Origin of the sequence: Actinocatenispora rupis, assembly GCF_016861975.1 — a bacterium.
Classification (GTDB): Bacteria; Actinomycetota; Actinomycetes; order Mycobacteriales; family Micromonosporaceae; genus Actinocatenispora; species Actinocatenispora rupis.
Window position 1 is genome coordinate 532930 of the sequence record NZ_BOMB01000001.1, and the last position, 26490, is coordinate 559419.

A 26490-nucleotide genomic window follows, 5' to 3' on the forward strand; every position below is an offset into this window, starting at 1 on the left:
TACGTGTGCAGATCCGTTGTTGTTGAGCCAGATTCCCGAGATGGTGCGTTGCCATGCCCGGCCCGCTCCGATACCATTGCCCACCATCCCAGCAGATCGCAGAATGGTTTGCAAGACCCACCATCGGGGAGCGACCTCGTGATCACCTCAGTGCTCGGCGACATCGACCCGGAGTCCCTCGGCCCGACCGACTGCCACGACCATCTGTTCATCCGCGGCGGCCACGCGGTCGCCCTGGAGCCCGGGTACCTGCTGGACGACGTGTCCGCCGCCGTGGCCGAGGCCGAGACGGTGCTCGCCGCCGGCGGCGCGGCGCTCGTCGACTGCATGCCGCTCGGCGTCGGCCGGGACGCCGACGGGCTGGTCGAGGTGGCGTCCCGGACCGGGCTGACGCTGCTCGGCGCGTCCGGTTTCCACCGCGACGCGTTCTATCCGGACGACCACTGGGTGCGGCGCAGCGACACCGACACGCTCGCCGCGATCATCGTGTCCGAGCACCTGCGCGGCATGGGCCGCGACGGCGTCGCCCCGCCCGACGACGACCGGTCGAGCGCCCGGCCGGGCGTGATCAAGGTGGCGACCAGCGGCGAGACACCCACCGAGCTGGAGCGCCGGCTGCTCGTCGCGGTCGGGCTGGCGGCCGCCGAGACCGGCCTGCCCGTCATCACGCACACCGAGACGGTCGCCGGCGCGCGTGTCCAGCTCGCCGCGCTCGCCGACCGGGGCGTACCGGCGGACCGGGTGGTGCTGTCGCACATGGACCGGCACGCCGATGCGGCGGAGCTGGCCGAGATCTGCCGGACCGGGGCGACGGTGTGCCTCGACTGGCTGGGGCGTACGGACCGGCGGCCGGACGAGGTGATCGTGCGGCTGGCGGCGTCGCTGGTGGAGGCCGGGCTCGGGGACCGGGTGGTGCTCGGCCAGGACCTGGCCCGCCGGGCCTACTGGCGGTCGTACGGGGGAGGGCCGGGGCTCGCGCACCTGTTCGCCACCGTACTGCCGCTGATGACCCGGATGGGGTTCGACCGGAAGGAGCTGGACACCATCCTGGTCGCGACGCCGCGCCGGGTGTTCGACCGGCGCTGACCGCGCCGTACCGCGGGGCCGGCACCGGCACCGCCGACGTACTGTCCGCCACGGCGGCGACGCCACGCCCGCCGACGTACCTTCCGCCACGGAGGCGACATGAGTCTTGGCTACCTGGACGAGGCGTACGGGGTCCTGAAACGGATTGCCGACACGCAGGAGGACAACATCCGGGCCGCCGGCCGGATCTTCGCGGACGCGATCTCGGCCGGCGGGCTGGTGCACCTGTTCGGGGCCGGGCACTCGCGGATGGGCGTGGAGGAGATCTTCCCGCGGATCGGGTCGATCGTCGGCTACCACCCGATCGTGGAGCTGTCCCTGAGCTACTACACCAACGTGCTGGGCACGATGGGCCTGGCGCAGTCGCTGTTCCTGGAGCGGGTCGACGGGTTCGGCGAGTGCCTGCTGGCGAACTACGAGTTCGGGGAGCACGACGCGGCGATGGTGATCTCCTCGACCGGCATCAACAACGTACCGGTGGAGGTGGCGCTGGGGCTCAAGGCGCGCGGCCTGCCGCTGGTGGCGATCACGTCGCTGGCGCACTCGACGACCGTCGACTCCCGCCACCCCTCCGGCAAGCACCTGTACGAGGTGGCCGACGTGGTCGTGGACAACTGTTCCCCGGCCGGCGACGCGGTCGTGCACGTCGAGGGCTGCGAGTACCCGGTGGGGCCGACGTCGACGCTGGGCACGGTGACCGTCGCGCACTCGATCAACGAGGTGCTCGCCACCGAGCTGGTCGCCCGGGGTACGCCGCCGGTGGTGCTCGGGTCGCCGCACTTCTCCGACCAGGAGGCCGCGAAACGCAACCTCGCCGAGTACTACGCGGCGTACCGCGAGCGGACCCGGCGGGTCTGAGGTGCGCACCGTCGGCGTGGACATCGGCACGGGCTCGGCGAAGGCCGTGCTGTTCGACCCGGACCGCGGCGTACTCGGGCGCGGCACGGCGGAGTACCCGGTGGCCACGCCCCGCCCGGGGTACGCGGAGCAGGATCCGGCGGACTGGTGGGCCGGTGCGGTGGCGGCGATCCGCGCGGCGACGGGCGGCGCGCCGGTGGACGCGGTGGCGGTGTCCGGGCAGGGCGCCGCGGTGGTGCTGACCGACGCCGCCGGCGAGCCGGTACGGCCGGCGCTGATCCACCTGGACCAGCGGGCCGACCGGGAGGCGGAAGCGTTGCGCGCCAACGGTTTCGCCGCCGGAGTACGGCGGGCCTCCGGTAACGACGTCGGTTCGTGGAACGTGGCGGCCAAGCTCTGCTGGCTGCGCGCGCACGAGCCGGCCGCGCTCGACCGCGCCCACCGGGTGACCTCGGCCGCCGGCTTCGTGCTGGCGAGGCTGACCGGCCGCGGCGTGCAGAGCGTCAGCGACGCCGGCATCAGCGACCTGTTCGATCTGACGTCCCGCGGCTGGTCGAGGGGGCTGGCCGCGGGCGTCGGGCTCGATCCGGCGCTGTTGCCGACTGTCGCCGCCGCCACCGAGGACGTCGGTACGGTGCTGCCCGCGGCGGCCGAGGCGACCGGCCTGGCCACCACCACCCGGGTACGCGCGGGCGGCGAGGACACGTCGAGCGCCGCGCTCGCGGCTGGCGTACTGACCGCCGGTGCGGCGTACCTGAGCCTGGGGACGGCGGGGGTGGTCGGCGTGGCGGTGCCGGCGGGCGTCACCGACGAGCCGCGCCTGCTGAGCTTCCCGCACGTACGCGAGGGTCTGGACCTGCTGTCCGGGTCGATGACGTCGGCCGGGTCGGCGCTGCGCTGGTGGTCGGACGTGACCGGGGTGCCCGTCGCCGACCTGCTGGCGGAGGCGGAGACGGCGGACGCCGGGCAGGTCACGTTCGTGCCGTACCTGGCGGGGGAGCTGCACCCGGTGAACGACCCGCACGCCCGGGGGATCCTCGCCGGGCTGTCGCTGGCGACCGGGCGGGCGGAGCTGACCCGGGGGATACTCGCCGGCGCCGCATCCGCCGTCGCGCACAATCTGGACGTGTGTTCGTCCGCCGGCGCGCCGGCCACCCTGCTGTCCGCCACCGGCCGCCCGACGGCCTCGCCGGCCTGGATGCGCGAGATCGCCGACGCCACCGGCGTACCGGTGGAGGTGGTCGGTGACGACGGTGCGGCGGTCGGCGACGCGATGATCGCCGCGGCGGCGTCGGACGCGGAGCTGGCCGGGCTGGTCCGCGCCCACCGGCACGTGACCGCCCGGTACGAGCCGGATCCGGCCCGGTTGGCGCCCGCGGTGGAGCGGCGGGCCGCGATCGCCCGGCTGTACCAGGCGTCGCGCGGGGGTGCGTCGTGAGGCGGGCGCTGGTCACCGGCGCCGCCTCGGGCATCGGCCGGGCCACGGTGGACCTGTTGCGCGCCAACGGATGGCGGGTCGCCGGCATCGACCGTTCGGGATCCGACGACCCGGAGCTGCATGCGGCGGACGTGACCGACGAGGCGTCGCTGCGGTCGGCGGTGGCGGCGGCGGTCGGCGACGCGGGGCTCGACGCGGTGGTGTGCTGTGCCGGCGTGTCCGGTTCGTCGTCCGGGGACGGCCCGGTCGGGACGTCCACCGCCGCGGCGTTCGACACCGTCGTGGGGACGAACCTGCGCGGCGCGTTCCTGACGGTGTCGGCGGCGTGGCCGGCGCTGACCGCGGCCCGCGGCACCGTCGTCCTCGTCTCCTCCGTACTCGGGCTGACCGGCGGCGGCGGCCCGTTCCGCAGCACCGCGTACGTGATCAGCAAGGGTGGGCTGGTGGCGTTCGCGCGGGCGATCGCGGCGCAGGGCGCCGACGCCGGCGTCCGGGCGAACTGCGTGGCCCCGGGCCTGGTCGACACGCCGTTCGCCGGCCGCGCGCGCACCGACCCCGTCGTCGCCCGGTACGTGGCGGACCGGCAGCGGCTGACCGGCGGGCCGCTCGTGGCCGACGACGTGGCCGCCGCGGTGGGATACCTGGTGTCGCCGGCCGCCGCGGCGGTGACCGGTCAGGTACTGGCCGTCGACGCCGGATGGGGATTGGATCCGTAGATGAGCCCTCGCAGTCCGCTGGCCCTGTCGCTCGCGGCCAGCCTGGAACGGGAGATCCTGTCCGGCCACTGGCCGGTCGGGTCGAAGCTGCCGACCGAGCGGGAGCTGGCGGCGCGCTCGCGGGTCAGCCGGCAGGTCGTCCGCGAGGCGTTCGACGAGCTGGAACGCGCCGGCTTCATCATCCGCCGGCAGGGCTCCGGCACGTACGTGGCGGGGCGGCGGCTGGAGCAGTCCCTGCTCGGCCACTTCTCGATCGTCGACGCGTTGCGGTCGTCCGGCGCGACGATCACCACCGAGGTGCTGTCCCGTACCGTCACCCCGGCCCTGCCCGCGGTCGCCGCAAGCCTCGACATCGACCCCGACGCCTCCGTACTGGAGCTGGAACGGTTGCGGCGGGCCGACGGTGAGCCGCTGATGCTGGAGCAGACCTGGCTGCCCGCCGACCGGTTGCCGGGCATCGCCGCCGCGCAGTTCTCCGACACCAGCCTGTACGCGATCCTCCGCGAGGAGTACGGGGTGCTGCTGGTGCGGGCGACCGAGTCGTTCGAGCCGGTGGTACTGCACCAGGACGAGGCCCGGCCGCTGGAGGTGGCGGCGGGCTCGCCGGCGCTGATGCTGCTGCGCACCACGTACGACGACGCGGGGGTGCCGATGGAGGCGGCGCGGGCGTTGCTACGCGCGGACCGCTGCCGCACCCTGGTCGAGCGGCGCGTCGAGGAACCCGACCGGACGCCCCGGGCCCGTACGGCGCGGTAGCACCACCGCACCGCGTGCCAGCTGTGCCCGGTGCGGTCGACGTGGAGCCGGCACCGGCCGGGTCGTCCGCGGTCAGAGGAAGCGGCGCGCGCCCACGTACTCGTCGGCGTACCGGTGCTCGGCGACCGGCACGATCTCCACCGTGCTGACCTCGGTACTCGTGTTGTTCGGCGCGTCGATCTCGTACCCGTCGCCGAGGTACATGCCGACGTGGTGCACGTAGCCGCTGGAGTACGCGTAGAACAGCAGGTCGCCGGGTTGCAGGTCGTCGTCCGCGACGGGCGTGCCGGCGGCGTACTGCGCGTCGGCGTCGCGGGGGATGGTCACGCCGTGCACGTCGTACACGGTGTGGGTGAAGCCGGAGCAGTCGAAGCCCCACGACGAGGTGCCGGCCCACACGTACGGCAGGCCCGCGTACCGCTTCGCGGTGCGTACCAGGTCGGCGCCGGTGGGGCGGGGGATGTCGGTGGCCGCGGCGTACACGTGGGCGTCGGCGGTGGACAGCCAGGCGGGACCGTGGTCGGGCGTGGCGACCTCGATCGCGTCGCCGTGCCGGGACAGCACCGGCAGCCGGGTGTCCAGCGCCAGATCCATGATCCGCCGGGTACGCCGGGCGTCGGCGTACAGGCCGGTGGTGGTGGCGGTGACCAGGGCGAAGGGCCGGGTACTGGGCGAGCGCGGCGCGGCGAGCCGGGCGAACGCGGGATCGGTGCTGACCTGTACGGCCGGCACCCAGCCCGGGTAGCCGAGCGGGTTGCGCGGGGTGGGCTGGCCGTCGACGGCCACGTGCAGCCAGTCGCCCCGGCGTTCGAGGATGGTGACCTTCGTGCCGTACAGCGCCTGGGTCTCCAGTTCGCCGACGAGCCAGCGCCGTTCGGCGAGCGACAGCCCGTCGGTCCAGGCGCGCAGGTCGACGGGGTTGCCGGTGGCCTTCGCGTCCACCGGCCGGTCCGTACCCGGGTCGACCCACAGGGTGGCCGCGGCGACGTCGACGTACCCGATCTCGGGGTCGGTCGCCTCCGGTCGGTGCTGCGCGGCGGCCGGCGCGGCGGCGATCGGCAGGGTGGCCAGCGCGGCGAGGACGGCCAGGGTACGGAGCAGGGCGGGCCGGCGGCGCGGCGTACGGGCGGTGACGGACACGGGTGCTCCTCCGGGTACGACGACGGCCTCATCTTTCAACGCGTGCGACCCGATGGCAAGAAACCTTCCACCACGTGGATCTGTCGTACCCCCGGGCGAGGATGCCGGCATGGACCTCACCGGTGCGGTCGCCGTGGTGACCGGCGCCGCGGTCGGGACCGGCCGGGCGATCGCCCGCCGGCTCGCCGCGGCCGGCGCCACCGTGGTGGCCGCGGACATCGACCCCGTCGGCGGCGCGCGCACCGTCGAGCTGATCGCCGATGCCGGCGGGCGCGCCGCGTTCCTCCGGGCGGACGTACGGGTCGAGGCGGACCTGCGCGCCCTCGTCGACACCACGCTCGCGCGCCACGGCCCGCCCCGCGTACTGGTGAACAACGCCGGCGGCGGACCCGGCCCCGCGCAACGCTTTCCGGCCGCCCCACCCGCCGTCTGGGGTGCCGTACTCGACGCGAACCTGCGCGGCGCGATGCTCGCCACCCAGCTCGTCGTCGAGCCGATGCGCCGCGCCGGCGGCGGCGCCGTCGTCAACGTCGCGTCCACCGCCGGCCTCGGCCCCGCGCCGCACCCCTGGCCGGAGTACGCGGTGGCCAAGGCCGGGTTGATCCGGTTCACCGAGTGCCTGGCGCCGCTGCGCGAACGCTCCGGAGTACGGGTGGGCTGCGTGGTGCCCGACTGGGTGGGCACCGACCGGGCGTACGCGGAGCTGGCGGCGATGGGGCCGGCCGAGCGGGCGGCGGCCCCGCCCCTGGTGCCACTGGGCGAGCTGGCCGACGCCGTACTCAGGCTGTGCACCGACGACACGCTCGCCGGTCGGGTGCTGGTGCTGCGTCCGGGCCCGGAGCCGACGGCCTGACCTGCGTGATCCTGGCACGGTTGCGGCGGGTGGTCGGCGAGGTGAACGGCCGGTGCGTTTGAATGCTGGCATGTCTTCCCGTCAGGGCGTGACCCGCCGGTACCGGACCCGTCCGCCGTCCCGCTTCCTGCGCCGGCTCACCATCGGCATCGACATCGGCGGTACCAAGGTGGCCGGTGGCGTGGTGGACGCCGCCGGGCGGGTGCTGGACCGTACGCGGCGGGAGACGCCGGGGCGGAGCAAGAGCCCGAGCGAGGTCGAGGAGACCATCGCCGACGTGGTGGACGAGCTGACCGGCCGGCACGACGTGGCCGCGGTCGGCATCGGTGCGGCCGGCTTCGTCGACGCGACCGGATCGTCCGTACTGTTCGCGCCGCACCTCTCGTGGCGGCACGAGCCGCTGCGCGAGGCGCTGTCGTCCCGGTTGCGCCTGCCCGTCGTGGTCGAGAACGACGCGAACTCCGCGGCCTGGGCGGAGTGGCGGTTCGGCGCCGGCCAGGGCGAGGAGCACCTGATCTGCATCACCCTGGGCACCGGGATCGGCGGCGGCATCGTGGTCGACGGGCTGGTGCACCGGGGCAGGTTCGGCGTGGCCGGCGAGTTCGGGCACATGCAGGTGGTACCGGGCGGGCACCGGTGCGAGTGCGGCAACCGCGGCTGCTGGGAGCAGTACGCCAGCGGCAACGCCCTCGTACGCGAGGCGCGGGAGCTGGCCGCGGCGGAGTCGCCGGTGGCGCAGGCGTTGCTGGACAGGGCGGGCCGGGACGTCGCGGCGATCACCGGTCCGCTGGTGACGGAGGCGGCGATGGCCGGTGATCCGACGGCGATCGAGCTGTTCGACGAGATCGGGCACTGGCTCGGGGTCGGCCTGGCGGGCCTGGCCTGCGCCCTGGATCCCGGGTGTTTCGTGATCGGCGGCGGCGTGTCGGACGCCGGCGACCTGCTGTTGAACCCGGCGCGCGACGCGTACCGGCGGACCTTGTCGGGGCGCGGGTTCCGGCCGGAGGCGCGGATCGTACGGGCGAGTCTGGGCAACGAGGCGGGCCTGATCGGCGCGGCGGACCTGGCCCGCGAGGAGATCCGGCTGTTCGCCCGGGATCCGCGGCGCGCGTCGTACCGGCGCGGGCGCGGGTTCCTCCAGTCGAACTGGTTCGGCGACGGCCGTTCCGACGACTGACCCGGCGCCGGCGCACCGTTCTCGGTAAACCGGTTTAGCCCGCGGTACTCCCGCGCACGGTCAAGGTACGCGGCGACAATTCGGCGTGGCCCGGTGTGCCGGTGCGGAGCTGTTCGATCAACAGGGACACCGCGGTCGCGCCGTCCGCGTCGACGTCGTGCGCGAACGCACTGACCCGTGGCCGTACGAGCTCGCACAGGGGTGAGTCGTCCCAGGCGAGGACGGCGAGGTCGGCCGGGACGCGGACGCCGAGTTCGGCGGCGGAACCGACGACGGTGACGGCCATCAGGTCCGAGTCGTACACGACGGCGGTGGGCGGCTCGGGGTCGTCGAGCAGCTCGCGGGTCGCGGCCAGCACCTGGTCGGCCACGTACCGGGTGTGTGCCTGGCGGGGGTCGGTGCCGAACAGCGTGCGGTGCGCGGCGGCGAACTCGGCGTGCCGGCGCGCCGCGTGCGCGAACCCGGCCGGCCCCGACACCCGGGCGATCCGGTGGTGGCCGAGCCCGGCGAGGTGGTCGAGGGCGGCGCGGAGGGTCGGACCGTCGTCGCCGGTGACGGTCGACAGGCCGGGCAGCGGCCCGGGCGCGCCGAGGGCGACGGTGGGGATGCCGAGGTCGGTGACGGCGGCGAGGCGCGGGTCGTCGGTCCGCAGGTCGGTGAGCACGAGGCCGTCGACCCGCCGCTCGGACCACCAGGCCCGGTAGATCTCGGCGGCGTCGCCGGGATGGTCGGTGACGGCGAGCAGCAGCGACCGGCCGTCGGCGTGCAGGGCTCGTTCGAGGCCGGCGATCAGGCGCATGTAGAAGGGTTCGACGCCGAGCAGCGAGCGCGGCCGGGTCACCACCAGGCCGACCGAGCCGCTGCGCAGGTTGGACAGCGACCGCGCGACCGTACTCGGGCGCCAGCCGAGGCGTTCGGCGGCGGCGAGGATGCGCGCGCGGGTGTCGGCGGAGACGCCGGGCCGTCCGTTCAGGGCGAACGACACCGCGCCCTTGGTCACGCCGACCTCGCGGGCGATGTCGGCGATCGTCGGCCGCCGGCCGGGCTCAACCATGTCGTTCCCTTCAAAGTACTAAACCGGTATACCACTGGTCGGGACAATCGCGGAAGTGGTGTCGGAAAACCTTGCGTGAATCGCATTCGCTGGTTTAGGTTCCTGGGCCAGTACCCGATCCTCACCAGGTCCCGGGAAAGGAGTGCGCCCCATGGTACGGCTGGGTCGACGACGGTTGTTGGCGGGCGCGTTCGGGATGGGTGCGGGCGCGCTGCTCGCCGGTTGTTCGGATTCCGCCGGGCTGCGCGCGACGTTCTACGAGGGCTCCGCCGGCGTCAACCGGACGCTGTTGCGGTTCTTCCGGCGGCTCGCCGCGACGAGCCCGGAGCTGGCCGTCCGCCCGCAGTACGGGCCGTTCAACGGGTACTTCGACAAGCTCGCGGTGAGCTTCGCGGGCGGGTCGGCCGCCGACGTGGTGATGCTCGACCCGACCCACCTCGCCGACTACGCGCAGCGCGGCGCGCTGCGGCCGCTGGCCGACGCCGTACCGCGGTGGATCGACCCGGCGGGCTGCCGGCCCGACGTGCTGTCCGGCGGCAGCGTCGCCGGCACCCTCTACGGGGTTCCGGACGGGCAGCACACGCAGGCGTTGCTCGTCGACACCGAGGCGGCCGACCGGCTGGTACCGGCACCGGACGCGGCGACGCTGACGTGGGCCGAGTACGGGCGGTGGGCGGCGGAGGTGCACCGGGCCAGCGGCGGCCGGCGGTACGGCACGGAGGACGCGGGCGGGCTCGACTACGCGTTCGCGATCTGGCTGCGGCAGCGCGGCCGGCAGCTGTTCGACGCCGACGGCCGGCTGGCGTTCGGGCGCGTCGACCTGGCCGACTGGCTCGCGTACTGGCAGGGCCTGCGGCGGTCGGGCGGCGCGGTGCCGACGTCGGTGAGCCTGGGGGAGACGGCCCGGCAGCTCGTCACCGGTACCGCGCTCGCCGGCTTCAACTACTCGAACATGCGCGGGGTCGCCTCGCAGGTGAAGACGACGCTGGCGATGCGGCCGATGCCGTTGGGGCGCGCGGGCGAGCGGCCGGGCGCGTACCAGTACCTGGAGCCGACGACGATGCTGTGCGTCAACCGCCGTTCCCGGTACGCGGAGCGGGCGGTGCGGATCGCGGCGGCGCTGGTGGCCGCACCGTCGGCGGCGGGCCAGTTGGGCACCGTACTCGGATCGCCGCCGTCGAGGTCGGTGTTCACCCGGGTGCGCGGCGCGGCGCGCGGGTTGGACCGCACGATCCTCGACTACGACGCGATGGTGCTGCGCGAGGGCACCGCGAGCGAGTACCCGGCGAGCCGGCCGGCGGGCGCGTACCAGTTGCTGTCGGGGAAGACGTGCCTGCTGAACCGGGCGAACGAGAGCGTCGGGTACGGCCTGGTGAAGCCCGGTGAGGCCGCGGCGGACTTCGTCCGGCAGGCCCGAAGCATCCTGCAGACCTGAGGGGGCACCGATGACGGGACCGGGGATCGGCCGGCGCGCGTTCGGCGCGATGGGGCTGGGGCTGGGTGCGGCGGCGCTGGCCGGCTGCGGTACGGGCCGCGGCGACGGCCGGCAGCGCGCCACGTTCTACGGCGCGCCGGACGTGAACGCGGCGCTGGTGGCGGCGTTCGGGCTGTTGCGGCGCGAGCATCCGGAGCTGGCCGTGGACAGCGAGTTCGGCGCGTTCCAGGGCTACTACGACAAGCTCGCGACGCGGTTCGCGGGCGGCGCCGCGCCGGACGTGGTGATGATGGACTTCACCCACCTCGCCGGGTACGCGCAGCGCGGCGCGCTGCTGGACGTCACCCGGTACGCGCCGGATCCCGTCGACGGTGCCGCCGGCCGCCCCGCCGTACTCGACGGCGGACGCTTCCGCGACCGCCTCTACGGCGTGCCGATCGGTACGCACACGCAGGCGATCGTGGTGCGCACCGACCTGGCCGCGAAGTACGGGGTGGCGGTGCCGGACGCGACGACGTGGGAGTCGTACGCGCGGATCTGCACCGACATCGGGAAAGCCAGTGGTGGCACGGTCTTCGGCACCGAGGACGGCGGCGGCAGCGACTTCGCCCTCGACATCTGGGTACGCCAGCGCGGCGGCCAGCTGTTCACCGAATCCGGCCGGCTCGGCGCCACGCGCGAGCACCTGGCCGAGTGGTTCGAGTACTGGCGGCGGCTGCGGGCGTCGGGCGGCGCGGCGTCCATCGACGTCACCGCGAACACGACCGTACGGGCGCTGGTGGCGGGGCAGGCCGTGATCGGCTTCAACTTCTCCAACGCGACCGGCATCCAGGGCCAGGTGAAGGCGCCGCTGCGGATGCTCACCATCCCGGGCGTCTCGGCGCGCGACCGGCCCGGGGCGTACCAGTACATCAAGCCGACGAACATGTTCAGCGTCAACCGGAGTACGGCGCGGCCGGACCGGGCGGCGCGGATCCTCGGCGCGTTCCTGACCGACGAGCGCGTCGCGGGGCGGCTCGGCATGACGCTGGGGTCGCCGCCGGCCCGCGCGGTGTTCGACGCGGCACGGGCGAAGGCCACCGGCGTCGGCCGTACCATCCTCGACTTCGACGCGATGGTGCAGCGCAACGCGACCGCGACGCGGTACCCGCCGACCCGGCCGCTCGGCGCGGACCAGCTGCTGACGGCGACGGGCGCGCTGCTCGGCCGGCTCAACCTCAGCGTCGGCTACGGGCAGGTCAGCCCGCGGCAGGCGGCCGAGGACTTCGTCAACCAAGCCACCTCCTACCTCCAGGCGTGAAGGGGACGACGTGACCACCGTTGAGGACGTGAGCACCACGCGGGAGGCGACCGCCGCGCGGACGACCCGGCGCCGCGGCCGGCGACTCGCCGGGTACGCGTTCCTGTCGCCGTGGTTCGTGGGGTTCGCGGCGCTGACCGTCGGGCCGATGCTCGCCTCGCTGTACCTGTCGTTCACCGAGTACCCGATCCTGAGCCCGCCGAAGTGGGTCGGCCTGGCCAACTACCAGCGGCTGCTCACCGACGACCCGCGCTTCCTGTCCTCGTTGCAGGTCACCTTCACGTACGTGGTGGTCTCGGTGCCGCTGTCGGTCGCCGTGGCGCTGCTCGTCGCCGTACTGCTGAACCGCCGCGTACGTGGCGCCGGTGCGTACCGGTCGGCGTTCTACCTGCCGTCGCTGCTGGGCGGCAGCGTGGCGGTGGCGATCCTGTGGCGGCAGGTGTTCGGCCGTACCGGGCTCGTGAACTGGCTGCTCGGCCTGTTCGGGCTGCACGGACCGGACTGGGTCAGCGATCCGCGTACCGCGCTGGGCACGCTGATCCTGCTGCACGTGTGGCAGTTCGGCGCGCCGATGGTCATCTTCCTGGCCGCGCTGCGCCAGCAACCGCGCGAGCTGTACGAGCAGGCGGCGATCGACGGCGCCGGCCCGCTACGCCGGTTCGCGCACCTGACGCTGCCGCTGCTGTCGCCGGTGATCCTGTTCAACCTGCTGCTGTCGATGATCAACGGCTTCCAGGCGTTCACCCCGGCGTACGTGGTGTCCGGCGGGACCGGCGGCGTCTCGGACAGCAGCCTGTTCTACACGCTGTACCTGTACCAGCAGGGGTTCACGAACTTCCGGATGGGCTACGCGAGCGCCATGGCCTGGGTGCTGTTCGTCATCATCGCCGCGTTCGCCGCGCTGACGTTCGGTACCTCCAGGTTCTGGGTGCACTACGGAGACGAGCGATGAGCGAGCGTGGGCCGGAGGAGGAACGGCGATGAGTGAGCGTGAGCGAGCGAGTCAGGGTCGTTGTGTGCTGTGCCTTGTCGGCGTTCCGACGAAGGAGGAACGGCGATGAGTGAGCGTGAGCGAGCGAGTCAGGGTCGTTGTGCGTGGTGCCTCGTCGGCGTTCCGACGAAGGAGGAACGGCGATGAGTGTGATGGGGCAGGGTGTACGTCGGCCGCGGCGGTTGGTGTTGCACGTGGTCCTGGTGGCGCTGGCGGTGGCGATGCTCTACCCGCTGGTGTGGATGGTGGCCAGCTCGGTGAAGCCGGAGAACGAGATCTTCACCAGCCACTCGCTGCTGCCGACGAGGGCGGAGTTCGCGAACTACGCGCACGGCTGGTCCGGGCTGGGTACGTCGTTCGGCGTGTTCCTGGGCAACTCGGCGCTGATCGCGGCGCTGTCGATCGTCGGCAACCTGGTGTCGTGTTCCCTTGTCGCGTATGCGATCGCGCGGCTGGAGTTCCGCGGTCGCAGGCTGATCTTCGCGATCATGATGGGTACGGTGATGCTGCCCCAGCACGTGGTACTCGTCCCGCAGTACATCCTGTTCGTGAAGTTGGGGCTGACGGACACGATGCTGCCGATGGTGCTGCCGAAGTTCCTGGCGGTGGACGCGTTCTTCGTGTTCCTGATGGTGCAGTTCCTGCGCGGGATCCCGCGGGAGATGGACGAGGCGGCGATGGTCGACGGGGCCGGGCCGTGGCGGATCTACCGCAGCGTGGTGCTGCCGCAGATGCGGCCGGCGCTGGTGACCGCGGCGATCTTCACGTTCATCTGGACCTGGAACGACTTCTTCACCCAGCTGCTCTACCTGTCCAGCCCGGCGAAGCTGACCGTACCGCTGGGGTTGCAGATGTTCCTGGCCGACACCGGGCAGTCGAGCTGGGGCGCGATGTTCGCGATGACCACGCTGTCGCTGCTGCCCGTCGTACTGGTCTTCGTGTGTTTCCAGAAGCTCATCGTCGAGGGCGCCTCGACCAGCGGATTGAAGTGAGGACCGTGCACCGTCCCCCCAACGTCGTCGTCATCTACACCGACGATCTCGGCTACGGCGACCTCGGTTGCCAGGGCTCGCCCGACGCGCGGACCCCGCACCTGGACTCGCTCGCCGCGTCCGGTGTCCGCGCCACCACCTGGTACTCGAACGCCCCGGTGTGCTCGCCGTCGCGGGCGTCGCTGCTGACCGGGCTGCACCCGGACCGGGCAGGGGTGACGCGCATCCTCGGCGCCCGCCGCAGTACGCCGGGCCTGCCGCCGGACCGTACGACGCTCGCCACCCGGCTGCGCGGCCACGGGTACGCGACGGGTCTGTTCGGCAAGTGGCACCTGGGTGTGGTCGAGGAGCACCGGCCGACGGCGCACGGGTTCGACGAGTTCTTCGGCTTCCTCGCCGGCTGCGTCGACTACTACTCGCACATCATGTACTGGGGCCAGTCCGGTGGGGTGAACCCGCTGCACGACCTGTGGGACGGCGACGACGAGGTGTGGCACAACGGGCGGTACCTGACGGATCTGGTGACCGACCGGGCGGTGGACTTCATCGACCGGCAGGCGGGCGGCCCGTTCTTCTGCTACGTGCCGTACAACGCGCCGCACTACCCGATGCACGCGCCGCGCGAGTACCTGGACCGGTTTCCGGACCTGCCGCCGGACCGGCGGGTCATGGCGGCGATGGTGGCGGCCGTCGACGACGGGGTCGGCCGCATCCTGGATGCGTTGTCCCGCAACGGGATCCGCGAGGACACGATCGTGGTGTTCTCGTCCGACAACGGCCCGTCGTGCGAGTCGCGCAACTGGCTGGACGGCACCGAGGACCCCTACTACGGCGGTTCGGCCGGGATCTTCCGCGGCCACAAGGGATCGCTGTTCGACGGTGGCATCCGCGAACCGTTCCTGATCTCGTACCCGCGGGGCCTGCCGGCCGGTGTGGTGTGCGACGGCGCCGGCCAGATGTCGGACGTGGTCCCGACCGTACTGGCGCTCGCCGGGCTGCCCGTACCGTCCGATGTGGACGGTGTGGACGTGTCGGCCATGCTGCGCGGCGGCGAGAGCCCGCACGAGCGGCTGTTCTGGGCGCAGGACACCCAACTCGCGGTACGCGAGGGCCGGTGGAAGCTGGTCCTCGACGGCCGGCTCGACCTGGACCGCCCGGGACCGGAGCCGGTACATCTGTCCGATGTGGACGCCGACCCGGGTGAGCGGGTCAACCTGGCCGGGCGGTACCCGGAGATCGTGGTGCGGCTGACCGCCGCGGTACGCGACTGGCACGCGGAGGTGACCCGGTGACGCGCCCCAACATCCTGTTCGTGATGTCCGACGACCACGCCGCGCACGCGATCGGCGCGTACGGCAGCGTCGTGAACGCCACGCCGCAGATCGACCGGATCGCGGCCGGCGGCGTACGCGTGGACAACGCCTTCTGTACCAACGCGTTGTGCGCGCCGAGCCGGGCCGCGATCCTGACCGGGACGTACAACCACGTCAACGGGGTCACGACACTGCCGACGGACCTGGACAACAGCCAGCCCACGTTCGTCTCCGCGCTGCACGACGCCGGGTACGCCACGGCCATCGTCGGCAAGTGGCACCTCGGGCACGGGCCGCGGCACGACCCGCGCGGCTTCGACTCCTGGACGGTGCTGCCCGACCAGGGCGAGTACCACGACCCGACGTTCCTCGACAACGGCGTGGAGCGGGTGATCCGGGGCTACGTCACGGACGTCACGACGGACCTGGCGCTGGACTGGCTCGACACCGTACCGGCGGGGCAGCCGTTCTGCCTGATGGTGCACCACAAGGCGCCGCACCGGCCGTGGGAGCCCGACGCCGCGCACGCCCACCTGTACGACGACGTCGACATCCCGGTGCCGGACACGTTCTTCGACGACTACGCCGGCCGGGCCGAGGCCGCCCGTACCGCCACGATGCGCGTCTCCCGCGACCTCACCGCCACCGACCTCAAGCAGCCGGTACCGGCGGGGCTGTCGGCGGCGGACGAGGCGCGCTGGAAGTACCAGCGGTACCTGAAGGACTACCTGCGCTGCGTGGCGAGCGTGGACGACAACGTGGGCCGGCTGCTCGACGAGCTGGACGCGCGCGGCCTGACCGACGACACCATCGTCGTGTACACCTCCGACCAGGGCTTCTTTCTTGGCGACCACGGCTGGTACGACAAACGCTTCATGTACGAGGAGTCGCTGCGGATGCCGCTGCTGGTGCGGTACCCGCGGGAGATCGCGCCGGGCACGGCCACCGGCACGATGGTGTCGAACGTCGACTTCGCGCAGACGTTCCTCGACTACGCGGGGGTGCCGGCGCCGGACCGGATGCAGGGCCGCAGCCTCCGCGGCGTACTGGCCGGCGACACCCCGCCCGACTGGCGCGAGGTCCACTACTACCGGTACTGGGAGCACGGCAGCCGGCCGCACCACGTCCGCGCGCACTACGGCATCCGGACACCCCGGTACAAGCTGATCTTCTACTACTCCGACGGACTCGGCCTGCCCGGTACGTCGGACGAGCGGTTCGCGCCCGAATGGGAACTGTTCGACCTCACGACCGACCCGCGCGAGCTGCACAGCGTGTACGACGACCCGGCGTACGCGGGGGTGCGGGTGGAGCTGACCGAACTGCTCGCCACGGTGCAGCGGGAGGTGGGCGACGACCCCTGGCAGGAACCGGACGGGGTCGGATAGCGTGACGCGATCACGGGTGTGACAACGATGTACCTGGCGAGTTCTGGGTGGGGGTTCGAAAGCAGTGCATGACGATCGTGACCTGGTCGAGCGGCGCCTCGACCGGGCGATGGAACAGCGGATCCGGCCGGCGCTCTACGCCGCGACCGCGCCCCTGACGGTGGCGGTCTGGCACGTGCCGGACGAACCGCACCCGGACGGCGCAGCCGGTGGCCCGGTCGCCGCCGAGCCCCGGCCGGTCACCGACGCGCTCGCCGCGACGTACGAGCCGATGCCGCTCGGTACCCGGTGGGGTCGGCCGTGGTCGACGAGCTGGTTCCGGGTGACCGGCGAGGTGCCCGCCGAGTTCGCCGGCAAGCGCGTCGAGGCGGTGTTCGACCTCGGCTTCGGCGGCGGCCCCGGCTTCTCCTGCGAGGCCATGGCGTACGACGCGGCCGGAGTGCCCGTGAAGGCGCTGCACCCGCTCAACCGGTACGTGCCGGTCGGCAACCCGGTGGCCGGCGGCGAGCGGGTCGACCTGCTGCTGGAGGGCGCCGCCAACCCCGAGATCTCGATGGGCATCGAGCCGACGTACCTGGGGGACAAGCTCACCGCCGGTGACGCCCCGCTGTACCAGCTGCGCCAGGCGGACGTGGCGGTCCTGGACGAGACGGTCTTCGGGCTGATCGCCGACGTCGAGGTGCTCTCCGAGCTGATGCACGAGCTGAGCGTGGACAACCCGCGCCGGCACGAGATCCTGCGCGCGCTGGAGCGCATGCTCGACACCCTCGACCTGCACGACGTGGCCGGTACCGCCGCGGCGGGCCGGGCCGAGCTGGTCGACGTACTGTCGCGCCCGGCGCACGCGTCCGCGCACCGGATCTCCGCGGCCGGGCACGCGCACATCGACTCGGCGTGGCTGTGGCCGCTGCGCGAGACGGTACGCAAGTCGTCCCGTACGTTCGCGAACGTCACGGCGCTGGCCGAGGAGTACCCGGAGCTGGTGTTCGCGTGCTCCCAGGCCCAGCAGTACGCGTGGGTCAAGGACGCGCAGCCGGCCGTGTTCGAGCGGATCAAGCGGGCCGTCGCCAACGGCAACTGGGCGCCGGTCGGCTCGATGTGGGTCGAGTCGGACGCGAACCTGCCCGGCGGCGAGGCGCTGGTCCGGCAGATCACGCACGGCAAGCGGTTCTTCGCCGACGAGCTGGGCGTCGACACCCGGGGCATCTGGCTGCCCGACTCGTTCGGGTACAACGCGTCGTTCCCGCAGATCGCGCGGCTGGCCGGGCTCGACTGGTTCCTCACCCAGAAGATCTCGTGGAACCAGGTCAACAAGATGCCGCACCACACGTTCTGGTGGGAGGGCATCGACGGCACCAGGATCTTCACGCACTTCCCGCCGGCCGACACGTACAACGGGACGTTCGCGGGCGAGGAGCTGGCCCGCGCGGTACGCAACTACGCGGAGAAGGGCGCCGGTACGATCTCGCTGCTGCCGTTCGGGCACGGCGACGGCGGTGGCGGCCCCACCCGCGAGATGCTGGAGAAGGCGCGCCGGCTGGCGGATCTGGAGGGGTCGGCGAAGGTCACCGTCGAGCACCCGGACAGGTTCTTCGACGCGGCGCGCGAGGAGTACCCGGACGCGCCGGTGTGGCGCGGCGAGATGTACCTGGAGCTGCACCGCGGCACGTTCACCACGCAGGCGAAGACCAAGCAGGGCAACCGGCGCAGCGAACACCTGCTGCGTACGGCGGAGCTGTGGGCCACCGCCGCCGCCGTGTACTCCGGCGCCGACTACCCGTACGCGGAGCTGGACGCGCTGTGGAAGACGGTGCTGCTGCACCAGTTCCACGACATCCTGCCGGGCAGCTCGATCGCGTGGGTGCACCGCGAGGCGCGCGCCACGTACGAGCGGATCCGGTCCGAGCTGGCCGCGATCATCGAGTCGTCGGCGCACTCGGTCGGCGGAGGACGGGGTTCCGAGTCGGCTTCGGAGAGGCGGACAGGCGAGTCGGAACCCCGGCTAGGCGGGCTGCGGTCGTTCAACGCGGCGCCGCAGGACCGGGCCGAGGTCACCGCCGTACCGGCGGATCTGGCCGCGCACACCGGACTGGCCGCCGATGCGGTGCAGAAGCTGTCCGACGGTCAGGTGGCGGCGTGGGCGAGCGCGCCGGCGCTGGGGGTCGGCACGGTCGAGCCGGACCTGCCGTCCGGTGACGTCGCGCCGGTCACCGTGGACGGCCGGGTGCTGTCCAACGGCCTCGTCCGGGTCACGGTCGACGACCACGGCCTCGTCACCTCCGTGTACGACCTGCGCGCCGACCGCGAGGTCCTGGCGCCGGGCACGTACGGGAACCTGTTGCAGCTGCACCCGGACCACCCGAACAAGTGGGACGCCTGGGACCTCGACAAGCACTACCAGCACCGGCACACCGACCTGACCGAGGCCGAGTCGGTGGAGGTCGTCGACCGCGGCCCGCTGCTCGGCGCGATCCGGGTGGTACGCCGGTTCGGCGAGTCGACCGCCACCCAGACCCTCGTACTGCGGGCCGGCAGCCCGCGGCTCGACGTACGGACCGAGATCGACTGGCGTGAGTCGGAGAAGGTGCTGAAGGCGGCCTTCCCGATCGACGTGCACGCCGAGCGGGAGTCCGCGGAGATCCAGTTCGGGCACGTGCAGCGGCCCACGCACACCAACACGTCGTGGGACGCCGCCCGGTTCGAGGTGTACGCGCACCGCTGGATCCACGTCGCCGAGCCCGGGTACGGCGTGGCCCTGGTGACCGACTCGACGTACGGGCACGACGTGCACCGGGCGACGCGGGAGGAGGGCGGCACCACCACGACGGTGCGGCTGACCCTGCTGCGCGCGCCGCACTCGCCGGACCCGCACACCGACATCGACACCCACACCTTCACGTACTCGCTGGTGCCGGGGGCCGGGATCGGCGAGGCGGTGGCCGCCGGGTACGCGCTGAACCTGCCGCTGACGGTGGCGGCCGGCACCGCCGCGCCCGACCCGCTGGTACGGCTCGACCACCCGGCGGTACTCGCCGAGGCGGTGAAGCTGGCCGACGACGGCTCCGGCGACGTGGTCGTCCGGCTGTACGAGTCGCGCGGTGGCCGGGCCAGTACGACGGTCACGGCCGGGTTCCCGGTGGCCGCGGTGACCGAGGTCGACCTGCTCGAACGGCCGCTGGCCGAGCTGGACGCCGGCGAGCCGCTGGCGTTCCGGCCGTTCCAGATCCGTACGCTGAGGCTGCGGCGGGCCTGACCGCGGCACGTCTGGCGTCGGCGCCCCCGGGACCGTACCCGGGGGCGCCGTTGCGTCCCGGCCGGCGCACGCACGAGGCGTGGCACTCCGGCCGTGCACCGAGCGAGGAGTGGGATGGATCCGTTGCGGCGCAACCGGTTCGGCGTGTCGGTGGTGTTCGTCGCGCACGGCGCGGTCACCGGCAGCTTCGCCACCCGGGTGCCGTGGCTGGCCGACCACGTCGGCGTCGGTACCGGGCGGCTCGGGCTGGCGCTGCTGTTCCCCGCGATCGGCGCGATGGCGACGATGTCGTTCAGCGGCCGGCTCCTGCACCGGTACGAGGGGCGTCGCGTCACCCGGCTGCTGCTCGCCGCCTGGTGCCTGGCGCTGCCGTTGCCCGCGCTCGCCCCGAACCTGCCGCTGCTGTGCGCCGCGCTGCTGGTGTACGGCTCGGTCTCCGGGATGGCCGACGTGGCCATGAACGCGCAGGCCGTCGCCGTCGAGAACCGGTACGGCCGGCCCATCATGTCCGGCCTGCACGGGCTGTGGAGCGCCGGCGGGCTGGCCGCGTCCGGGATCGGGGTCGCCGCGGCGGCGGTCGGCCTCGACGCCCGGGTGCACTTCGGCCTGATGGCCGCCGTACTGCTCGTCGTCGGCCAGCTCGGCGGTCGCCTGCTGCCGACCGTACGGCCCGATCCGGACGCGGCCGAACCGCCCGCGTTCGCGCTCCCGCCCCGGCCCGTACTGCTGATCGGGCTGGTCGGGTTCTGCGCGGTGTTCGGCGAGGCCGCCGGCTCCGACTGGGCGGCCAAGTACCTGACGGACGTGGCGGGGGCGGGGCAGGGCATCGCGGCCGGCGCGTACACCGGGTTCGCGTGCGCGATGGCGGCGGCCCGGCTGGTCGGCGACCGGGTGGTCGCCCGCCTCGGCGTCGTCGGCACCGTACGGCTCGGCGGGGTGCTGTCCGCCGCCGGCGCCGTCCTCATCGTGCTGTCCCGCGCCCCGGTGCCCGGGATCGTGGGCTTCGCCCTGCTCGGCGTCGGCGTCTCGGTGGTCGTCCCGTTGACGTTCACCGCCGCCGGCGCCGCCACCAGCCATCCGGGGCACGCCATCGCCGGCGTCGCCACCATCTCGTACGGTGCCGGCCTGGCCGCGCCCGCGGTGATCGGCGGGATCGCAGCCGGTACGTCGCTGCCCGTCTCGTTCCTGGTGGTGGCCGCGCTCGCCGTCCTCATCGCGGTCGGCGCCGGCACCTTCCGTACCCGCCGCCCCTGACGCCCGTCGCACTCGACGCCGGCCGTGCCTGACGCCCACCGCGCCTGACGCCCACCGTGCTGACGGTCGCCGTGCCTGACGTCAGCAGGCGCGCGGTACGGCGTGACCGGGCCGTACCGGCTGATCGCGGGTGGCGGTCGAACGGTCGACCCGGGGTCGGGCGAGCGGACGTGCCGGGTCCGGTTCGCGTTGACGCGCCCGGGAACGGCCACGACACTGGCGGGTCCGGGCGGCCGTGTGTGGCCGGTGTCGGCCCGCCCCCCAGCGACGACGTCGCCCGGACGTGGGGGCGGCGACATGCACGCGTTCCTCGACCGGCTGGGGCGCCTGGCGTTCCGGCGGCACTGGGTGGTCGCCGCGGTCTGGCTGCTGATTCTCGTCGGCGTACTGCTGCTGCGGGCGACGGTCGGCGGCGACTACGTCACGGACTACACCGTTCCGGGCAGCGAGTCCTCGACCGCCTCGGACACGCTGTCGAAGGACTTCCCGCAGCAGAGCGGTACCGCCGGGCAGATCGTCTTCCACGCGCACGGCGGTACGGTCGCCGCGCAGCAGACGGCGGTGAACACGGCGGTGGCCAACGTCGGCAAGCTGCCGCACGTGATCCACACCGTCGGGCCGTTCGCCGCGCCGCACTCGCCGCAGGTGAGCCACGACGGCACCACCGCGTACGCGACGATGGCGTTCGACGTGGTGCCCGCGTCGCTGGACAGCTCGTACCTGGACCGGATGGACACGGCGGTGAAGCCGGCCCGGGACGCCGGGTTGCAGGTGGAGTACGGCGGTGGTGCCGGGCAGGTCGGCCAGCAGACCAACGACCTGCGCTCGGAACTGATCGGCCTGACGTGCGCGCTGCTGTTGCTGCTGCTGATGTTCGGCGCGCTCTTCGCGGCGGCGATCCCGTTGCTGTCGGCGGTGTTCAGCGTCGGGGCCGGCCTGTCGCTGGTGGGGCTGTTCGCGGCGCTCACGACGGTGCCGTCCGCGGCGCCGACGGTGGCGACCCTGCTCGGGTTGGGCGTGGCGATCGACTACGGCCTGTTCCTCGTGGCCCGCTACCGGGAGCAGCGCGACGCGGGCGGCGCTCCGGTCGAGTCGGCCGGGCGCGCCACCGCGACGTCCGGCGCGGCGATCGTGGTGGCCGGCGGCACCGTCGTCATCGCCATCCTCGGCCTGTACGTGTCCGGCGTTCCGTTCGTGTCGGCGCTCGGGGCGGCGTCCGCGATCGTGGTGGCGGTGACCGTACTCGCGGCGCTGAGCCTGATCCCGGCGTTGCTCGGCGTCGCCGGCAAGTGGGTACTCCCGCGCAGGCGCCGTACCGGCACGGCACCGCCGGTCGACCACGAGAACAGCCTGTTCGCCCGGTGGGGGCGGCGGGTCAGCGCGCGGCCGTGGCCGTGGGCGATCGGCAGCGTCGTCGTCCTCCTCGTACTCGCGGTGCCGCTGTCGTCGCTCCGGCTCGGCCAGCTCGACGCCAGCAGCAACCCGACCACCGACTCCAGCCGCCGGGCGTACGACCTGATGGCGTCGGCGTTCGGGCCGGGCATCAACGGTCCGCTGGTCGTCGTGGCGGGGCTGTCGTCGCCGAACGACAAGTCGACGCTGAGCCAGTTGCAGTCGACGCTGTCGCACACCTCGGACGTGGCGTCGGCGTCCGCGCCGGTCGTCAACCAGTCCGGCACCACCGGCATCATCACGGTGATCCCGAAGAGCGCGCCGCAGGACGCGGCCACCACCGACCTGGTGGACCGGATCCGTACCGACGTGTTGCCGTCGTCGCACCTGTCGGCGAAGCTGACCGGCACCACCGCCGGCTACGTCGACTTCACCGAACGGGTGTCGCAGCGGTTGCCCTGGCTCATCGGCGCGGTCGTACTCCTGGCGTTCCTGCTGCTGACCGTGGCGTTCCGGTCGGTACTGATCGCGGCGAAGGCGGCGGTGCTGAACATCCTGTCGGTGGCCGCGTCGTACGGCGTGATCGTGGCGGTGTTCGGGTGGCAGTGGGGGTCGAGCGTGGTCGGGATCCACGAGTCGCTGCCGGTGCCGGCGTTCGTACCGATGCTGATGTTCGCGATCGTGTTCGGCCTGTCCATGGACTACGAGGTGTTCCTGCTGTCCCGCATCCACGAGGCGTACCTGCGGACCCGGGACGCGCACCGCGCCGTGGCGATCGGCATCGGCGGCACCGCGCGGGTGATCAGTACGGCCGCGGCCATCATGGTCGTGGTGTTCCTGAGCTTCGTGCTCGACCCGGACCCGACGATCAAGATGCTCGCGGTCGGGATGGCCGCCGCCGTGTTCATCGACGCGACCGTGGTCCGGCTGATGCTCGTACCGGCGGTCATGACGCTGTTCGGGGACCGCGCCTGGCGGCTGCCGCGGTGGCTGGACTGCATCGTCCCGCACGTCGAACTGGAGGAGACGGGTCCGCCGCCGGAGCCGGTGGCCGGCCCGCCCGCCGCGCGTCACTGACCGCCCGGCCCGGCGCCGCCGGCGGCGTTCCCGCTGGTACGGTGGCGCCGCGATCGGCCGGGGAGGCGCGGATGTCCACTGTGGACAAGAAGGTCACCTGGGGGCTGCTGGCCGCCTGGGCACTGCACGACCTGGAGGAGCTCGTCACGATGGCCGCCTGGACCCGCCGTGCCGTGCCCCGCCTGCGCGAGCGGTACCCGCGGATACCGGCGCGGTTGCTCGACGGCCTGCGTACGACCGGGCCCGAGGCGGCGGTATCGATCGGCCTGATGGGTGCGGTCGTCGCGCTCGCCGCGTACCGGGGCGACCGTACGGGTGGCCGTTCCGTGCTGTACCAGGCGGTGCTGGTCGCGTTCGGCGCGCACGTGGCGACGCACGCCGGCAGCGCGCTGGCGTACCGGGGGTACACGCCGGGGGTGCTGACCGCGCCGACCGTGGCGGCACCGTTCACGGCGTGGGCGTGCTGGCAGCTGCGCAAGGCGGGCGTACCGCTGGACCGGCGGGCGCTGCGGCTCGCCATGCCGGTACTGGGCGCGGTCACGGCCGGTGTGCACGTCGCCGCCCGCGGAGCCCTGCGCCGCCGCTAGGCTCGCGGGCATGCAGGGGGTCGACGACTGGTTGGCGGAACTCGGGTCGGCGGCGCCGACGCCGGGCGGGGGAGCGGCGGCGGCGATGACCGCGGCCATTGCGGCGGGCCTGGTGGAGATGGTGGCGAACCTGACCACCGGCCGCCCCCGGTACGCGCAGTACGAGGCGGACACGGCGCGGATCCTCGCCCGCGCCGCCGCGCTGCGTACCGAGGCGGTGGGGTTGGCGGAGGCGGACGCCGCGGCGTTCGGCGGGGTGATGGCGGCGTACCGGTTGCCGCGGGAGGATCCGGGCCGGGCCGAGGCGGTCCGGGTCGCGACGATCGCCGCGGCCGAACCGCCGCTGCGGATCGCCGCGGTCGCCAACGAGGTGGCCGGGCTGGCCGCCGAACTGCCCGGCCGCTCCAACCGCACCGTCCTGTCCGACGTCGCGGTGGCGGCGAGTACGGCGGCGGCGGCGATCGAGTCGGCCGCGATCAACGTCGAGATCAACCTCGCCGGGCTGCCCGAGGCGGACCGGGCGCCGCTGGCCGAGCGGCTGACGGCGGCCACGACGCGGCTCGCCCCGGCCCGCGACCTCGCCGCCCACCTGCGCGCGGAGCTGGCCGGATGACCGCCCGGACGATCGACGGGCGCGCCATCGCCGCCGCCCTCCGCGCCGAGCTGGCCGACCGCGTCGCCGCCGCCCCGGTACGGCCGTGCCTCGCGGTGGTCGTGCCCACCGACGACGAGGGCACCGCCTGGTACGTGCGGCAGCTGCGCCGCACCGCCGAGCGGCTCGGTGTCGAGTGCCGCGTGATCGGCCCGCCCGTACCGGCGGAGCGGCTGGTGGCGGAGCTGACCGCGCTGTCGGCCGACCCGGGCGTACACGGGGTGCTGTGTCAGACGCCGCTGCCGGCCGGGCTGACCCCGGTCGAGGTCGGGCTGGCGATCGACGTGGCCAAGGACGTCGACGGCGCGAACCCGCTGTCCGCCGGGCTGCTCGCCGCCGGCGCCCCCGCGTACGCGCCGGCCACGGCGGCCGCGGTACTGGCGATCCTGCGCGCCGAGGCCGTACCGCTGGCCGGGCGGCACGCGGTCGTGGTGGGCCGGTCCACCGTGGTCGGCAGGCCGGCCGCGACGCTGCTGCTGGCCCAGCAGGCCACGGTGACCGTGTGCCACTCGCGTACGGCGGACCTCGCGGAGCACACCCGGCGCGCCGACGTACTGGTCGCCGCGGTCGGCCGGGCCGGGCTGATCGGCGCCGCCCACGTGGCGCCCGGCGCGGTCGTCGTCGACGTCGGGACGAACCCGACCGCGGACGGCGGTCTCGTCGGCGACGTGCGTACCGAGGAGGTGGCGGAGGTGGCGGCCGCGATCACCCCCGTACCGGGTGGCGTCGGGCCGGTCACCACCGCCGTCCTGCTGTCCCAGGTGGTCGCCGCGGCGACGGCGTGACGTTCGTCCGGTGGCGCGAACACCACCGGCTCGGTAAGGATCTGGGGCATGGCCGCACCCCGTACCCGTGACCTGACCTGGCTGGTGGCGCTGTCCTCGGCGCTGTGGGGCAGCGACGCGCTGCTGCGCAAACCGCTGACCACGCAGCTGCCGACGCCGCTGATCGTGGTGGTGGAGCACGCGGTGTGCGTGGTGGTGCTGAGCCCGTTCCTGCCCCGCGCGTGGCGCGGCTTCCGTGGGCTGACCGGCCGGCAGCGGTGGGCGATGGTCGGGGTCGGTGCGGGCGCGTCGGCGCTGGCCACCACCCTGTTCACGCTGGCGTTCACCCGCGGCGACGCCATCACCCCCCTGGTACTCCAGAAGCTCCAGCCGCTGATCGCGATCGGGCTGGCCGCGCTGCTGCTCGGCGAGCGGCTGCACCGGCGGTACCTGCTGTTCGTGGTGCCGGCGCTGGCCGGTGCGTGGCTGCTGACGTTCCCCGACCCGCTGCACGTGTCGCTCGCCAGCGCCGAGGCCGCCCTGCTCGCCGTCGGCGCCGCCGTACTGTGGGCCGCCGGCACCGTCCTCGGCCGGTACGTCGCGGCCGACCTCGACCCGACCACCGTCACCGTCCTGCGGTACGCGATCGGCCTGCCCACCGCGGTCGTCATCGCGCTCGCCACCGGTACCTCGTGGCGGATCGCGGCCGGTGACGTGCCGTCGCTGCTGGGCCTGGCGCTGATCCCGGGTCTGCTCGCCCTCCTGCTCTACTACCGCGGCCTGCGGCGTACGGCGGCGGCGCGGGCGACGCTGGCGGAGCTGGCGTTCCCGACGACGGCGGCGCTCGTCGGCGTGTTCGTCCTGGGGGACCGGTTCGCGCCGAGCCAGTGGCTGGGGGTGCTGCTCGTCGTCCTGGCGGTGACCGCACTGGGCGTGCACGAGCGTACGGCGCCGGCCCCGGCGGTGGCGGGCACTCGCCTGCTCACCGGGGACGTATCCGGGTGATCCCTGAGA

22 protein-coding genes are annotated in these 26490 nt (G+C 73.6%); 20 read left to right on the forward strand and 2 right to left on the reverse strand.

Annotated features, from left to right (window positions below):
- The first annotated feature begins 138 nt into the window (after positions 1-138).
- From Aru02nite_RS02385 to Aru02nite_RS02405, 5 genes are all read left to right on the forward strand, one after another.
- Positions 139-1086, forward strand: coding sequence for a phosphotriesterase family protein (locus Aru02nite_RS02385; protein ID WP_203654458.1), 948 nt, complete (start codon positions 139-141; stop codon positions 1084-1086).
- A gap of 99 nt (positions 1087-1185) precedes the next feature.
- Positions 1186-1944 carry a sugar isomerase domain-containing protein gene (locus Aru02nite_RS02390; RefSeq protein WP_203654459.1) on the forward strand — a complete coding sequence of 253 codons (759 nt, stop codon included), beginning with the start codon at positions 1186-1188 and terminating at the stop codon, positions 1942-1944.
- A 16-nt stretch (positions 1945-1960) separates the two neighbouring features.
- Positions 1961-3382 (forward strand): xylulokinase, encoded by a 1422-nt coding sequence (locus Aru02nite_RS02395; protein WP_203654460.1) that lies wholly within the window; start codon positions 1961-1963, stop codon positions 3380-3382.
- Positions 3379-4098: an SDR family NAD(P)-dependent oxidoreductase gene (locus tag Aru02nite_RS02400; protein WP_203654461.1), complete on the forward strand. Its 720-nt coding sequence runs from the start codon at positions 3379-3381 to the stop codon at positions 4096-4098. Before Aru02nite_RS02395 ends, Aru02nite_RS02400 begins: the two co-directional genes overlap by 4 nt.
- A complete protein-coding gene (locus Aru02nite_RS02405) occupies positions 4099-4854 on the forward strand; it encodes a GntR family transcriptional regulator (protein ID WP_203654462.1) in 756 nt (251 codons plus the stop codon). It begins immediately after the preceding gene.
- Positions 4855-4926: 72 nt separating this feature from the next.
- Here Aru02nite_RS02405 and Aru02nite_RS36390 read toward each other — a convergent pair whose 3' ends face one another.
- Positions 4927-5994 (reverse strand): C40 family peptidase, encoded by a 1068-nt coding sequence (locus tag Aru02nite_RS36390; RefSeq protein ID WP_239076315.1) that lies wholly within the window; start codon positions 5992-5994, stop codon positions 4927-4929.
- Between the two features lie 109 nt (positions 5995-6103).
- Between Aru02nite_RS36390 and Aru02nite_RS02415 the strand changes: the two genes are divergently transcribed.
- Together Aru02nite_RS02415 and Aru02nite_RS02420 are read left to right on the forward strand one after the other, a co-directional pair.
- Positions 6104-6847, forward strand: coding sequence for an SDR family NAD(P)-dependent oxidoreductase (locus tag Aru02nite_RS02415; protein ID WP_203654464.1), 744 nt, complete (start codon positions 6104-6106; stop codon positions 6845-6847).
- A gap of 70 nt (positions 6848-6917) precedes the next feature.
- Positions 6918-8024, forward strand: a complete 1107-nt coding sequence (locus tag Aru02nite_RS02420) for an ROK family glucokinase (RefSeq protein ID WP_203654466.1) — start codon at positions 6918-6920, stop codon at positions 8022-8024.
- 34 nt (positions 8025-8058) lie between these two features.
- On the opposite strand, the gene Aru02nite_RS02425 is transcribed toward Aru02nite_RS02420, so the two are convergent.
- Complete coding sequence (locus Aru02nite_RS02425; protein ID WP_203654468.1) at positions 8059-9078, reverse strand: LacI family DNA-binding transcriptional regulator; 1020 nt, start codon at positions 9076-9078, stop codon at positions 8059-8061.
- A 151-nt stretch (positions 9079-9229) separates the two neighbouring features.
- On the opposite strand from Aru02nite_RS02425, the gene Aru02nite_RS02430 reads away from it, so the two are divergent.
- The 13 genes from Aru02nite_RS02430 (at position 9230) to Aru02nite_RS02490 (ending at position 26481) form a co-directional block, all read left to right on the forward strand.
- Complete coding sequence (locus Aru02nite_RS02430) at positions 9230-10513, forward strand: ABC transporter substrate-binding protein (RefSeq protein WP_203654470.1); 1284 nt, start codon at positions 9230-9232, stop codon at positions 10511-10513.
- 10 nt (positions 10514-10523) lie between these two features.
- Entirely contained in the window at positions 10524-11813 is a 1290-nt protein-coding gene (locus Aru02nite_RS02435) for an ABC transporter substrate-binding protein (RefSeq protein WP_203654471.1), read from the forward strand.
- A 28-nt stretch (positions 11814-11841) separates the two neighbouring features.
- Positions 11842-12765, forward strand: a complete 924-nt coding sequence (locus Aru02nite_RS02440; RefSeq protein ID WP_239076318.1) for a carbohydrate ABC transporter permease — start codon at positions 11842-11844, stop codon at positions 12763-12765.
- A gap of 182 nt (positions 12766-12947) precedes the next feature.
- Positions 12948-13796: a carbohydrate ABC transporter permease gene (locus Aru02nite_RS02445; protein ID WP_203654472.1), complete on the forward strand. Its 849-nt coding sequence runs from the start codon at positions 12948-12950 to the stop codon at positions 13794-13796.
- A gap of 5 nt (positions 13797-13801) precedes the next feature.
- Positions 13802-15088, forward strand: a complete 1287-nt coding sequence (locus tag Aru02nite_RS02450) for a sulfatase-like hydrolase/transferase (RefSeq protein WP_203654473.1) — start codon at positions 13802-13804, stop codon at positions 15086-15088.
- On the forward strand, positions 15085-16497 hold the full coding sequence (locus Aru02nite_RS02455; protein ID WP_203654474.1) for a sulfatase family protein: 1413 nt from the start codon (positions 15085-15087) through the stop codon (positions 16495-16497). Before Aru02nite_RS02450 ends, Aru02nite_RS02455 begins: the two co-directional genes overlap by 4 nt.
- 64 nt (positions 16498-16561) lie before the next feature.
- Positions 16562-19750, forward strand: coding sequence for an alpha-mannosidase (locus tag Aru02nite_RS02460; RefSeq protein ID WP_203654475.1), 3189 nt, complete (start codon positions 16562-16564; stop codon positions 19748-19750).
- 114 nt (positions 19751-19864) lie between these two features.
- A complete protein-coding gene (locus Aru02nite_RS02465) occupies positions 19865-21004 on the forward strand; it encodes an MFS transporter (RefSeq protein WP_203654477.1) in 1140 nt (379 codons plus the stop codon).
- A gap of 297 nt (positions 21005-21301) precedes the next feature.
- Entirely contained in the window at positions 21302-23473 is a 2172-nt protein-coding gene (locus Aru02nite_RS02470; RefSeq protein WP_203654479.1) for an MMPL family transporter, read from the forward strand.
- A 71-nt stretch (positions 23474-23544) separates the two neighbouring features.
- A complete protein-coding gene (locus Aru02nite_RS02475; protein WP_203654481.1) occupies positions 23545-24060 on the forward strand; it encodes an HXXEE domain-containing protein in 516 nt (171 codons plus the stop codon).
- A 10-nt stretch (positions 24061-24070) separates the two neighbouring features.
- On the forward strand, positions 24071-24673 hold the full coding sequence (locus tag Aru02nite_RS02480; RefSeq protein ID WP_203654482.1) for a cyclodeaminase/cyclohydrolase family protein: 603 nt from the start codon (positions 24071-24073) through the stop codon (positions 24671-24673).
- A complete protein-coding gene (locus Aru02nite_RS02485; RefSeq protein WP_203654483.1) occupies positions 24670-25497 on the forward strand; it encodes a bifunctional 5,10-methylenetetrahydrofolate dehydrogenase/5,10-methenyltetrahydrofolate cyclohydrolase in 828 nt (275 codons plus the stop codon). The genes Aru02nite_RS02480 and Aru02nite_RS02485 overlap by 4 nt, the downstream gene beginning before the upstream one ends.
- A 48-nt stretch (positions 25498-25545) precedes the next feature.
- Complete coding sequence (locus Aru02nite_RS02490; protein WP_203654484.1) at positions 25546-26481, forward strand: DMT family transporter; 936 nt, start codon at positions 25546-25548, stop codon at positions 26479-26481.
- Positions 26482-26490 lie beyond the last annotated feature (9 nt).